Genomic DNA, 13,310 nt, shown 5'->3' with positions numbered 1-13,310 from the left:
GCCTGATCCCGGCCCATCGCCTGATCCGGTTCCGTCGCCTGATCCCGATCCGTCACCTGACCCCGGTACTTCCCCGGCTCCGCGGACGGAGGAACTGAGGATCTTGCAGGCCGGTACGACATTTTCCTTCGGGAGTGGATCTGATGCGACTGTGGCCGATCCCGGCGGGCAGGGCTTGACGGGTGGTGCTGACGGCACGGATCGTTCGGTCGAGTTTCTACATGCCGGTATGTCACCGTCCGGTCCGGAGGATATCTGGCAGGCAGATGTCGATGGCACGCGAGTTTATGTGTTCAATCCACAAGCGCCTTCGTTCAAGTATTTCGCACAGACAGCAACAGCTGCGGGAGACGTGCTCGAAGCAGCGGACGCGGCAATGGTGCCCGCCGTTCCGGTAACAACGGACGCGGCCGTGTTTCAGGCACAAGGGGTGCTTTACAGCAACACCGGCTTCACGGCCTTTGCCTATTTTCCGGCAGTATCCCCGGGGACAGCGCCAAGTTTCAACTATGGTGGAGAGGATTATCTCGTCGGCCTGTTTGGCCAGGAAACCGGCTTCGACAACTTCGGCGGCGCTTCGGAGCCGCTGATGATCCGCGACTATGCACTATCCGGCGATGCGCTGACCGCGTTCCAGATGGGGTCGGCCACGCCTGAGGGCGGTTTGGTGCCGCTTGAAAGCGAGGCGGTGTTTGTTAATCCGCTGGTGGCGGCCGAACTCGGTCCGGATTTCATGCGCCAAGCAGGGGCGACGGGTGTTCAGATGATCGAGGCCTCTTCCCAAACCCTCGAGGGGGCGAAGTTTCTGGCCGGTTCCTTCCATATCAGCGGGATGGGGGATAGTCAGAAGTCGATGATGTCTCTGGGGCTCGGTGAGGTTGCGGCTGGCAGTGAGGGACTTTACAGCCGGTTTCAGCGGCGCGGCGGGCACCGTCTTGAGGCAGGAGAAAGTGCTGCTGCCTATGACGGCGTGCTGCAAACCCTGAGCGGCGGCAGCGGCGGGCAGTTCTTCGGTGGCAACGCGGAAAACTTCATGCTCGGGCCGGACCTTCAGGCGGGGGGCGCTTACCGCGACGCATATGTTGCGTTGCCTGCAGGTACCACGCCAGCAGATCACGTCAGCGGGAGCCATCATGTGGCCGGTCTCACGGCAGAAACCGCCGTATCGGAACGGAGCCGGACAGGGCGGATGTTTTATGGCTTTTCCGCCGGGATGCTGGAGACGACATCTTCGACGGTAGACCCGCTGCGTGTCGCCGTGCCTTTCGCCACGCGCCAGCCGCATGACCTGACGCTGACCTTTGAACCTGACCAAAACAGCCTTGGCGCCAGCATGTCCTTGAGCGATGTGTCCTCGCAGGATGCCGAAGTCCAGGGTCTGTTGCTCGGCTTCGGGTCTCCTGCCGGTGCGGGCGATAGCCGGTCCGTGTTCATCGACGACGACACCTATGCGGCGCGCCATGCGGCCGGTCCCGAAACAAGCGCCCTGACACTCGAAACCGGTCAAAAGGTTCGGCCGCGTTCGGGAACAGAGCCGGGAAGTTACCTGGTTCCGGGCACACTTGTGAACGGAGCCGACGCCGCCATTTTCCAGGGCACGTCGAAATGCACCTGCGCATTTCTGGAGTGGGGCTATTGGGGCACGGCCATGACCAGTGAGGACGGCGCGCTGGCCGACGGCTCACGCCAGGACGGGGTCCATCTCGGCACATGGGTGGCAGGCAATGTCACAAATTCGGCGGATCTGCCGCGTGTGGGAAGTGCCACTTACGCGGGACATGCGGTCGGCAATGTCGTCAATGGCAACCGGCAGTATCTGGCGACTGGAAACTTCACCAAGTCGGTCGACTTCGCAAGGCGGACCGGAACGGCCAGCGTGACCGGCTTCGACGGGCGCTCGTTCCAGTCTGACCTCAGGGAGCAAATCGTGCCGAGCGGCAATCTGTTCACCGGCACGGTCCGCGGCCCCGGCCTGAGCGGATCGATGAACACTTCGATCGTATCAGGCCCGCGGTCCAACCATGACGGCGTGATCGGCAATTTCAATGTCCGCGACGCAAGCAATTGGCGCGCGACCGGGATTGTCGCCGGCGAGAAGCGGCCTTGAGGGAAAAAGGCTTGCTGCCGATGAAAAATGCGTGTGCTCCGGCCAAAAGCCACAGGGGTGCGGACCGTGCGCGTGTGAATAAATCATTTGATTCGCACAATGAAACCAATGCCTTGTCCGAGTTATCCAAAGGCTGCGGGATAAATTTCAAAAACTTTGCCGGGGTGCTGGACAAGGTCAAAACGATCTCCTATAAGGCACGGGCTTCCGGCGCACAGCGCCAAACGAAGTCAGCCCAGATAGCTCAGTTGGTAGAGCAGCGGATTGAAAATCCGCGTGTCGGTGGTTCGATTCCGCCTCTGGGCACCACTTTTTCCTTGTAAAACGTGTGTGCAATCCGGTTCGCCAAGGTGCGGTCCGGGGATGCAATAGAACGCGAGCGGCTGGGCCCGTGCATGCCCGCCATATCCGGCTTTGCCGCGTGTGGTGCCTTGATGGCCGCGCTGTGGCTCCTTGCGGATGCTTCGTATAATTCCCTTGTTTAAATACCTGTATATTCACCGTTTGTTGATTTGGATTTGCTTCAGGTGGGCAAAATTTGCCTACAAGAAACAAATATTCACAAATAACAGGCATATATTACCTATTGATTGCAATGGTTTTGTTTGGCTTTCTATTTCTGACGTCTTTCCCTTGCGCGTGGTGGGGCAGGAGGCCGCGTGGCGGCTTACACGGAAAGGTCAGGAAAAAGGTGTTTCAAGGCTATGGCATCACCGTCGGCAGTCGCAAGGTCCATCGATGCGTCCGGGCCGGAGGGCTGGGGTCGAACCGGGCCGCAGGATCTCGCTGAGGTCTGTCTGAAAGATCTTGATGACGAGTTGCTGATGATGCGCATTGCCGGAGGCGACGAGCGGGCGTTCGGCGTGATCGTCAACCGGCATGCGCGCAAGGCCCACGCCATCGCCTTCCGGATCCTGAACAATTCGGCGGATGCGGAGGATGTGGTTCAGGACATCCTGACGCGGATCTGGACCCGGCGCGGGCAATGGCAGCCGGGCCGGTCGAAATTCACCACCTGGCTCTACCGGGTGGTCATGAACGGCTGCATCGATTTCCTGCGCAAGCCGAAATTCAACACCATGGACAAGCTGCCGGATGTGGAGGATGTCTGCCCCGACCAGATGCAGCAGATGGCCCGCCAGCAGGCGGCCGAGATGCTCAACCGGGCGGTGGAGCAATTGCCCGAGCAGCAGAGGGTCGCGGTGCTGTTGTCCTACAACGAAACGCTGACCAATCCGGAGATCGCGCTGGTGATGGAAACGACGGTGATGGCGGTGGAGTCTCTGTTGAAGCGCGGCCGCCAGAGACTGCGAGAGATCCTCGCAAGGCAGAACGAGACGGTGTCGCCGCTGTTGAATGACGGGTGAGGGGCGGTGCCGCTGCGCCACAAGGGACAGGCTGTCAAAGGCATTTTATGCCGTGAAAGGCCGTCCCTGAAAAAGAGCGCTTCAGATTGAACAGCTTCCGTTGTGTTGCACTTCGCGCTTGAATTCACCGGGACTGCAGCAGGGCGGCGCTGGTGATGGTGTGGCCCGGTCCGGTCCGGTCCGATGGCTGAGAAGTGTGATTGCGGCGGAATTCGGGGCGGGAGAAAAAAATCAGAATTTTTTACGATTTTTTCCGCCTGAATGTCCGGGGCTTACGCGTAACAGTTACGAACGTTCAAAAGCGGACGTTTGATCCGCCCTGACACTCAGCGCGGTCTTTTTAAAGATCAAAGGGGGCTTCCATGCCGGTCATTTCGACAAACACCGCGGCCAACACCGCTGTCCGTTACCTGAACAACAACTCCGAAAACTACTCGGACTCGCTTGCCAAGCTTGCCAGCGGCTCGCGCATCACGTCCGCGTCCGACGACGCTGCCGGTCTCGCTATCTCGACCCGCATTTCCTCCGACGTCAATGCGCTGGAGCAGGCCTCCACCAACGCCTCGCACGGTATTTCCATTCTGGAAACAGCTGACGGTGGTGCGGCCAACATTTCCGACATTCTGGAGCGCATGAAGACGCTCGCTTCCCAATCCGCGTCCGGCACCGTGACCGACGACGAGCGCGTCTACATTCAGGCGGAATTCGAAGAACTTCTTGAGGAAGTTGGCGGTATTGCTGAAAGTACCCGCTACAATGGCGTCAGTCTGCTCGATGGTTCCAGCGATTTTGCGGATGACAACATTGATAATGCTGCGGTTTTGGCGGCTGATGTTGGTCAGACGGCTAGTATTTCAACAACTTTTACTGCGGATGATGTTATTTCCATTGATGGTGATGATACTCTGGAATTCGACATTAATGTAGGCGGAGCAGGTGTTGTTCCTGTTGCAATTGCAGCCGGTGCTACTACCGGTACTAATGTAGATATCACCGGTCAGCAAATTGTTGATGCAATCAACGCAGCTTCTACTGGAGCTACAGCTTCTTTCGACGATGATGGCAATATGGTCATCGTGACGGATAATGCTGCAGAAAGTCTGGAAATTGATATTGACGTCACTGATAGTTCCGGCTCCGTTGGTGGCGTTACATTCGCAGACTTTGGTGCGATTGATGATCTTTCAGGGACTGCACTGACCGCTGCAGGTAGTGGTGTGTTGGCTGCCAATCAGTTTGAGGTGAATGATGGTGAGACCGTTAGTTTTGACGTGAATGGCACTGCGGTCGAAATTACCAACGGCACCGGAGTTGCCAAGTCGTACACTGATCAGGAAATCGTTGATGCCATAAACGATGCCCTGACTGCGGACGAAAATGATGAAGTTGTCGCCGCAGTTGATGCCACGACCGGCGGGATCACCTTTACCAGCAGCGATACCGGTGCAACCGCGAGTGTCACCGTTGACAATTTTTCCGGCACGATGACGTCTGGTGATGCCTTGGATGCATCTTACCTCAGCCTAGGTGATACGGACAGCGACGGTGCAGCCAAGGCCTTTGGCAGCGAAACCGAAGTATCCACGACCGGTTCCGACATTGTGGTTGGTTCCAGCTCGGATGATACAATCAACTTGCGGATCGAGAGCCTGACAGCTGAGGCTCTTGGTATTGACGGTCTGGATATCTCCACGCAGGACGGGGCAGACGCGGCTCTTGACGCGCTTGATGATGCTATCGACGATGTGTCCAAGGCGCGTGCTGAAATGGGTGCTGTCATGTCCCGGTTCGAGTTCCGTGGCGAGCAGATCGACACCAGCATCGAAAACCTGACAGCAGCCAACTCGGTTCTGGCCGATGTCGATATTGCCAAGGAAAGCGCCAAGGCGTCGTCCTACTCGGTGAATGTTCAGGCTTCTGTTTCTGCGGCTGCTCAGGCCAACCAGATGCCGGAAAACCTGCTGCAGCTGATCGGCTAAGCTGACTGACACGGGCCGCCCCAAGGTTGCCGGTTTCCGGCAGCCGGTCCCGGCGGCCCGTGTTTTCCTGTAAAAGCCAGAATACCTTGAGGGGGAAGGCGCGGTGACAACCACCGACACGACATCGACGGCGACCACGACGACCACATCGACCGTTTCGGCGCTCACATCCTCCGGTTCTAACACCTCCAGCACGTCCTCTTCGATCGACTGGGATGCCCTGATCGAGGCAACTGTTGCCGCCGAACAAGTCAGTGCCGACAGTCTTGATCTGAAAATCGCGGAAAACGAGCTGGAAATTGCCGCCTATACCGACATGCAGAGCTTGCTGCAGGATCTGGAAACGGCGGCTGAAGCCATTCGCGGCACCGGCAGCCTGACGTCGAATGACGATATTTTTTCCTATCGCGAGGCCTATCTGACCGCCAATGGGGATGTGAGTGCGTCCTCCGCGCTGGTCGTGACCGTGGACGAGGGCACCACGACAGGCACCTATGATCTTGAAATCGACCAGCTTGCGACAGCGCACAAGATTGCCGGCGACAGCCAGACGGACGCTTACACCGATCTGGGCCTGAGCGGCGTTGTTTCGATCGGCCTTGAGAACATGACGGCGGTCGAATTCACGATCACCGGGACCATGTCGCTTGCCGAAATCGCGGAGGAGATCAACGGATCCAGTTCCGTGACCGGCGTGTCGGCCAGCGTCATTCAGGTGGATGACGGCGATTTCCGGCTGGTGTTGAGCGGTACCGAAACCGGGCAGGCGATCCAGATTTCCGATGTCTCGGGCACGCATGACATCGGGGAGGCGCTCGGGTTGATTGCCGACAGCAGCGGCACCATCAAGAACGAGCTGCAGGCGGCACAGGATGCGGTCATCACACTCGACGGCATCACCATTACCCGCGACAGCAACACCATCGACGACGTGCTCGATGGCGTGACGCTGAACCTCTACCAGGAAACCGGCACGGACAACTCCATTTCGGTCGAGATTGCCTCTGACCTCACCAGTATCAAGAGCGCGATCACCAATTTCGTCGATGCCTACAATGCCTACCGCGAATTCGCGCTGACCCAGCAGGAAGTCACCACCGGCGGAGGGGCCTCGTCGGAGTCAACCCTGTTTGGCGACAGCACCCTGCGCTCGGCCAACCGCGACATTTCCGGCGCGCTCGGCACGGTGATTGACGGCAACACCATGGCCTTTCTCGGCCTCTCCTATGACAGTTCCAACTATCTGGTCTATGACGAGGACACGCTCAACGACGCGTTGCTGAACAATCTGGACGAGGTCGAGAAGATGCTCACCTTCCAGATGGACAGCAGTTCCAATGATGTCGCCCTGCTCAGCCGCAGCACCAATATGCCCGACAGCCTGCAGCTGGACATCACCGTTGATGGCGACGGCAACATGACGGGCGTTTCGGTTGGTGGCGACGACAGCCTGTTCGAGGTGAGTGGAACCCGGATCAAGGGGGTTGCGGGAACCGACTATGAAGGCATAACATTCGTTTTTACCGGGGATAGCTCGCAAACCGTCGACCTGACCTTTTCGTCGGGGCTGGTTGAGGAGCTTTATAATGCCGTAAACTCCTATTCGGATGCCAGTGACGGTTTGCTGAGCGAAATGATCACGGACCTGACCGAAACGACTGCGGACTATCAGGAGGAGTCCGACGAGATCCGGGACTGGGCGGAAGGGGACTTCCGGGACTACATCACCACGCTCTATGCCGGGTATCAGGCGGCAATCGAGGAAGCTGAATCCATGCTCGATTACCTGACCGCCCTTCTAGAATACGGAAACGACTAACATGTCTACAGCCTATTCCAGCGCAATTTCCGCCTATCGCAAGGCAACCACGGCCGTGCCGCCCCTGTCTGCGGTGGTGCTTTTGTATGACGAGGTGCTCAATTCAGTCGTTCATGCCGCCTGCCATGTCCGTGACAAGGAGTTCGAGCAGGCACATGTGCGGACCCAGAAGGCGGTCACGATCCTCAAGGGCCTGCGCCAGAATCTGGACATGGAGGCAGGTGGCGAGGTGTCCGAACAGCTGCTCGACACCTATTCCAAGAACATCCTCGCGCTCAACACAACCATCGGCAAGAAGGACGCGGTCGAGCGCTACAAGTCGATTGCAGCCGGGCTTCTGGAGCTGCGCAATGCCTGGAGCAAGATGACGCCGTTTTCCGAGCGGGACGCGGACATGCTGTTCATCGATATCGACGGCACACGGGAAGACACCCCGGCCACCGCAGGCTCCGCCGTTTGAGCTTACCGGCCAAGGGTGAAGCGCTGCGGCGGCCGCGCTTCGCTGAAAGTGGTCATTCTTGCGGGAAAGATTTTCCCGCAGGTTCTTGATCCGGCACAGCCTGCCAGAGCGTCTGCCGCAAGCGCCTTGTTCCCTGTGCCTGCCCGGTTTTCCGCAGGCCGGTTTTGCCGTCTTTGCCTGAAGCTCGGCAGATTTTGCAGGCTGGTGGCGTACGCGCAGGTTCTTCCGCCGGACGGGCGATCTTCCGCAGTCAAAAACCCTTGAAACTCTGAGCAAATTGGATTGTTTCGCGTTGCTTCCGATTTGATGTTTTGATGGGTAAAAATTACCCATCAAGGCAAAGTATTCCTAGTAAAAAAACAAAAAATATTGACTGACTCGCAAAGTTGCTTCGTGTATTGTTGTTCTTGAGCAAGTTACGACAAGACGAGGGCTCTCGTTTCTTGTAGGTCAGAATTGGATTGCGGGCGGGTAGACATGAGCATATCGACGACCAACAGTTTCGTCTCGACATCGGCCACGAGTACATCGGCCTCCAGCTCGTCGTCCGGCCTGGACATCACCAGCACCGACTTTCTCAACCTGATGGTGGACCAGCTTCTGAATCAGGACCCGCTCGATCCGACCGATACGGACGAGTATCTCAATCAGCTCGTGTCCTTTGCAAGTTACGACACCCAGGCGCAGATCAGCGAGCAGCTGACCCAGATTACCGATACGCTCTCCTCCTCCATCTCCTCGGCCGGTCTCGGCTATCTCGGGCAGACTGTTGAGGCCTATGGCAACACGACAACCCTTTCGGATGGTGCGGCGGAGTGGAGCTATACGCTGGACAAGGGAGCCGCCAGTGTCACGGTCAGCATTCTCGACGAGGACGGTACGGAAGTCTGGAGTGGCGACGGAAACACCGCCGCCGGCAATCATGCGGTCACGTGGGACGGGGTCGCTTCGGACGGTACCCAACTTGAAGACGGCGGCATCTACACAATCTCGGTAAACGCCTTCGATGAAGATGGCAAAAGCATCAATGGAACGACAACAGTGACCGGAACCGTCACGGGCATCGATGTCACGGACGGTGAGAGCGTCCTGAAGATCGGCGATGCCAGCGTGCTTGTCGACAATGTTCTCTCCATTCAGGCAGGATAAGGAAAAGTCATGAGTCTCTCGGGCGCTCTCAATTCAGCGATTTCCGGTTTGCAGTCCCAAGGGCAAAGCCTTGCCAACATCTCGGACAACCTGGCGAACTCGGAGACGACGGCCTACAAGTCTTCGGGCACCAGCTTTTCGTCTCTTGTGGCCGGCAGCGGCAGCAACAGCAGTGGCGGCGTGGTCGCAAGCAGCACATCCAACATCACCCAGCAGGGACTGCTCGTCACCTCCACCAGCCAAACGGATCTGGCGATCGACGGTGACGGCTTTTTCATCGTGACGGATGGCGTTTCGGGCGACGAGAATTTCTATACCCGGAACGGCGAGTTCACCATGAACGAGGACGGGTATCTGGTTAACGGTGACTATTACCTGATCGGCTGGCCGACGGATGCGGACGGTACGGTGATCGGCGGTACCAGCGAGGCGTCGCTGACGCCAATTGATCTCGATTCGATCCAGAGCCCGGTGGATGCCACCGAAAATGTCGGCATTGCCGCGACACTCCCGGCTGAAGCAGCAGTCGGTGATACGTTCACGACATCGTTCGAGGTCTATGACTCTCTTGGCGGGAGTGCCATCGTCAACGTGACCTACGAGAAGACCGATGTGAACGAATGGGAAATGTCCTATGCAGATCCGGTGAATGCGAACGGGGATACCGTCGGCACGGTCAGTACCGCAACCACAACCCTGACATTTGACAGCGACGGCAATCTGACGGCACCGACCGGCGCCCAGCCTGTCACCATCACCGGCTGGACCACGGGAGCCGCAGACAGCGCGATCGAACTGACGCTTGGCAATGACAGTGACGCCTTCAGTCAGGTCGTCACCGGCAGCGATACTCCCACACTTGCGGTCAAGTCGGTTACTTCCGACGGAACACCCTATGGCAACCTGAGTGGCCTCGAGATCGGCACGGACGGAGCGATTACCGCATTCTTCGACAATGGTGCGCAGGAAACCGTCTACAAGATACCGCTTGCGACCTTTACCAATCCCAATGGCCTCAGCGAGAACAGTGGGGGCATCTATTCCGCCACCACGGCTGCCGGCGTCAGCACGATCAATCTGGCTGGAGAAAACGGCTCCGGGACGGTTAACAGCTTCTGGCTGGAATCGAGTGTGACCGATACGAGTGACGAGTTCTCGAGGATGTTGTCCGCACAGCAGGCCTATTCGGCCTCCTCGCAGATCATGTCTGCGGCCAATGACATGTTCGATACGCTTCTGACTGCGGTCCGCTGATGAAGCCCGGGAAGCCGCGCAAGGCCGGAGAGGCGCCACTCCTCAAAAGGCTCAGGGAGCTCAAGGCCGAGATGGAACGTCTTGGCCCTGACGGCCGTGAGCCTGGAAGCCGAACGCGTCTTCTTGTCCTGAAGCATGAGGTCGAGCAGCTTCTCGGCCTCTTGCGCAAGGAACATGCTGCTCTTGGTGACAAGCTGTCCGGCCAGTTTGCCGCCTCTCGTGCCGCTGCCGCCTACCAGCAGACGAACAGGCTAAATTCTTCGGACCGTGAGCGCTGACTGGCGACCGACAAGGAGTTCAATCATGGATCAGCACGAAACCGACACCGCGGACACCGCAGATACGGTGCAGGTCGAAGAGACCGCTGTCAGCCCCGAACAGGCCGCCCATATAGAAAAGGCCCGGCATGCACTTGCTCTGACCGGTGAGCTGATCGCGCTGGCAGATGACGAAAACCGGCGGCTTGCCTCCATGCGCCCGACCGGTCTGATGGATATCGTCGCCCGGAAGGGGCAGATGGTGAAGGAGCTTGAAGCCTGGTTGACCCAGACCCGGGTTTCACCTCAAATCCTGGCCAGTCTTGATGATGACCTGCGGGCACAACTGACCGACCAGACTGCTGTTCTGAAGGAAAAGCTGGCAGAGAACACAGAGCTTTTGAGCCGGTCCCTGACAGTGACCCGCCGCCGGTCACAAACCATCGTCCAGGCTGTTCGCGACACCCGCAAGATGACGGCCGGATACAGCGGCGACGGTCAGGAAAACACGGTCTTGAAACACTCCGTTTCAATAACAGGCGGCTTTCAGGCCTGATCCTGTCCGTTAACCTTTGAAACCCTGAAAGCCGGTCTGCACATGTCCTCGCTCAGCATCGCAAGCAAAATCGCCTCCAGCTCCCTCACGGCTGCACAGGTTCAGCTCTCTGTCACGTCTTCGAACATCGCGAATGCGGACACCGAAGGCTATACGGCCAAATCCGCTGCGGTCAGTTCGGCCACCACATCCGGAGTTGGCACGGGAGTGGCTGTCACGGACATCACATCCAATGTCAGTGAACTGCTGATCGCCCAGCTTGCCGGTGCGACATCAAATGCTGCAGCTGCGGAAAAGACTGCAAGCTATCTCGACCAGCTGCAAACGGCCTTGGGCCACACGACCAGCGGCGACGGTGGCGGCACGTCCCTGGCGAACCTGATCGCGGAGGCAGAGACGGCCCTGTCCGATCTGGCAAATACGCCGGAAAGCGAAACACTGGCAGTCACTGCCGTTGATGCTCTGGACAGTCTGACATCTGAAATCCGGGAGCTGTCCTCCGACATCCAGTCCCTGCGCGAGACCGCGGATAAGGATATCGGCAATGCAGTCGAAAGCGCGAATCAGGCGATTGAGGAAATTGCTTCCCTGAATGATCTCATTGTCACAGCCCAGACCAGAGGGGAGAGCACTGCGGATCTCGAGGATCAGCGCAACTCCGCATTGGTGTCGCTCTCCGAGTTCATGGGCGTGACCGCCTTTACAAGCGACGACGGCAGCATGGATGTCTATACGAATTCGGGCCAGCTTCTGGTCGGCGAGAATGCCTACAAGCTGGACTTCTCCACCACGAGCAACATCAAGGCGGGCGATACCTACGCCAGCGGTGATTTGTCTGGCATCACGGTCAACGGAATTGATATCACCGGCGGCATTTCAACGGGAAGCATCTCGTCGCTTCTGGAGCTGCGCGATGAAACACTCCCGGGCGTTCAGGCATCTGTCGATGAGCTTGCGTCCGGTCTGATTTCGGACTTGAACGTTGTGCGACCCGGGTTGCTGACTGGCGCGGACGGCTCGGACATCTCGGTTGATTCGACCGTGCTGGAGTTGCCGTCGAGCCTGTTGGACAGCACCGATCCCTACGGGCAAGCCGCCGATCTTCTTTCAGCGATGCAGGGTGATCATCTGTTTGCAGATGCTGGCAATCTGGGTGAACGCACCACGGATTTTGCATCTTATGCAACCGATATCCTGTCCAATGTAGTGACCATGACGAACAGTGCCTCAACCAAGCTGGATAGGGCTGAGGACGAACTGACGACTATTTCGGATACGATCACTTCGACTTACGGTGTCAATCTGGACGAGGAAATCGCCCGGCTGTCTGAGCTTGAGACACTCTATTCGGTATCCTCGCAAGTCCTGAGTGTCGTTCAGGAAATGTTCGATGATCTGATCGCGGCCGTTCAGTAACGAGGGGATGAACCATGGCAATGCGTGTTTCCACATTCGGCCAAACCTCCGCGGTCCTGCAAAATGCGCTGACGACCCAGGCGAAGTTGTCTGAAAAGCAGATACAGCAGTCCAGCGGGATCATATCCTCCGATTATGCAGGGCTGGGGTCTGCCGCAGGCACGCTCGTTGATCTGGAAGTGGAGATGGCCCGCTCCAGCAGCTATATTTCCACGGCCGAGCAGGCGGCGTCCCGGATCGAGATCATGTATTCCTCCTTGAGCGGGGTCAGTGATCTATTGACCACGATGCGCTCGGAACTTTCCGCTCTTTCCGTGACCGAAGACGACGATCTGGCGAGTGTTACGATTCTTGCCGAGAACTATCTTGAAGAAACCGCGTCGCTTCTGAACACGCAGTACGAGGGCCGGTATCTGTTTTCCGGGACCGAAACCGGGACCGCTCCGGTTGATCTGGGGAGTTATTCGGTCACGGACTACACGGTCCCCGACACCTCCTACTATCAGGGAAACAGCGATATCGTCTCGGCTCATGTCGGGTCGGAACGCAATGTGGCTTATGGCGTGACCGGGGATGAAAGCGGGTTTGAGCAGACTTTACGGGCATTCGCCTATATTGCCGATGCAACTACACTCACGTCCGAAGATATAGGTGCACTGTCCGATCTTCTGATCGAGGCGCAGGACGCAGTGATCGCCCAAATGGCGACACTGGGGGTAAAGGCATCTTCGCTTGAAAGCGTCGTTTCCTCGGAAGAAGAGGTTTACGCTGCCCTGAGCGACCTCGCAGCCGAAACCATTTCCGTCGATATTGCCCAGGTGGCTGTCGACTCGGCAACCTACGAAACCCAGCTGCAAGCAAGCTACGCTGCTCTTGGCTCACTCTCCGACCTGAGCTTGCTGGATTACTTGAGATAAGTCCGAAACACGTGGGCCGGAGCCAGCCT

10 protein-coding genes, 1 tRNA gene and 2 pseudogenes are annotated in these 13,310 nt (G+C 57.9%); all 13 read left to right on the top strand.

Features of this window, described 5'->3' with window-relative positions; translation table 11 throughout:
* Nucleotides 1-2,107 (top strand): annotated as a pseudogene (locus E1297_RS15805) (hypothetical protein); the annotation flags it as partial.
* A gap of 233 nt (nucleotides 2,108-2,340) precedes the next feature.
* Nucleotides 2,341-2,416: transfer RNA gene (locus E1297_RS15800), tRNA-Phe, on the top strand.
* A 515-nt stretch (nucleotides 2,417-2,931) separates the two neighbouring features.
* The gene (locus E1297_RS15795) at nucleotides 2,932-3,474 is read left to right on the top strand and encodes a sigma-70 family RNA polymerase sigma factor (RefSeq protein ID WP_244327779.1); all 543 of its coding nucleotides are present in this window, start codon (nucleotides 2,932-2,934) and stop codon (nucleotides 3,472-3,474) included.
* Nucleotides 3,475-3,836: 362 nt separating this feature from the next.
* Nucleotides 3,837-4,268: pseudogene (locus tag E1297_RS51295) on the top strand (flagellin); the annotation flags it as partial.
* A 273-nt stretch (nucleotides 4,269-4,541) separates the two neighbouring features.
* Nucleotides 4,542-5,453, top strand: coding sequence for a flagellin (locus tag E1297_RS51290; protein WP_368669579.1), 912 nt, complete (start codon nucleotides 4,542-4,544; stop codon nucleotides 5,451-5,453).
* Nucleotides 5,454-5,556: 103 nt separating this feature from the next.
* A complete protein-coding gene (gene fliD, locus E1297_RS15785) occupies nucleotides 5,557-7,272 on the top strand; it encodes a flagellar filament capping protein FliD (RefSeq protein WP_209015812.1) in 1,716 nt (571 codons plus the stop codon).
* Between the two features lies 1 nt (nucleotide 7,273).
* A complete protein-coding gene (fliS, locus tag E1297_RS15780; protein ID WP_155139856.1) occupies nucleotides 7,274-7,732 on the top strand; it encodes a flagellar export chaperone FliS in 459 nt (152 codons plus the stop codon).
* 477 nt (nucleotides 7,733-8,209) lie between these two features.
* Nucleotides 8,210-8,881, top strand: a complete 672-nt coding sequence (locus E1297_RS15775) for a flagellar hook assembly protein FlgD (RefSeq protein WP_155139855.1) — start codon at nucleotides 8,210-8,212, stop codon at nucleotides 8,879-8,881.
* A gap of 9 nt (nucleotides 8,882-8,890) precedes the next feature.
* On the top strand, nucleotides 8,891-10,135 hold the full coding sequence (gene flgE / locus E1297_RS15770; protein WP_155139853.1) for a flagellar hook protein FlgE: 1,245 nt from the start codon (nucleotides 8,891-8,893) through the stop codon (nucleotides 10,133-10,135).
* Nucleotides 10,135-10,413 (top strand): hypothetical protein, encoded by a 279-nt coding sequence (locus E1297_RS15765; protein ID WP_155139851.1) that lies wholly within the window; start codon nucleotides 10,135-10,137, stop codon nucleotides 10,411-10,413. The genes flgE and E1297_RS15765 overlap by 1 nt, the downstream gene beginning before the upstream one ends.
* Nucleotides 10,414-10,438: 25 nt before the next feature.
* A complete protein-coding gene (locus E1297_RS15760; RefSeq protein WP_155139849.1) occupies nucleotides 10,439-10,948 on the top strand; it encodes a hypothetical protein in 510 nt (169 codons plus the stop codon).
* Between the two features lie 42 nt (nucleotides 10,949-10,990).
* Nucleotides 10,991-12,364 carry a flagellar hook-associated protein FlgK gene (flgK, locus tag E1297_RS15755; RefSeq protein WP_155139847.1) on the top strand — a complete coding sequence of 458 codons (1,374 nt, stop codon included), beginning with the start codon at nucleotides 10,991-10,993 and terminating at the stop codon, nucleotides 12,362-12,364.
* Nucleotides 12,365-12,378: 14 nt separating this feature from the next.
* Nucleotides 12,379-13,281 carry a flagellin gene (locus E1297_RS15750; RefSeq protein ID WP_155139845.1) on the top strand — a complete coding sequence of 301 codons (903 nt, stop codon included), beginning with the start codon at nucleotides 12,379-12,381 and terminating at the stop codon, nucleotides 13,279-13,281.
* The last annotated feature ends 29 nt before the right edge of the window (nucleotides 13,282-13,310 follow it).

Source organism: Roseibium sp. RKSG952, assembly GCF_009711355.1.
This window is presented reverse-complemented; position numbering and strand designations above follow the sequence as displayed.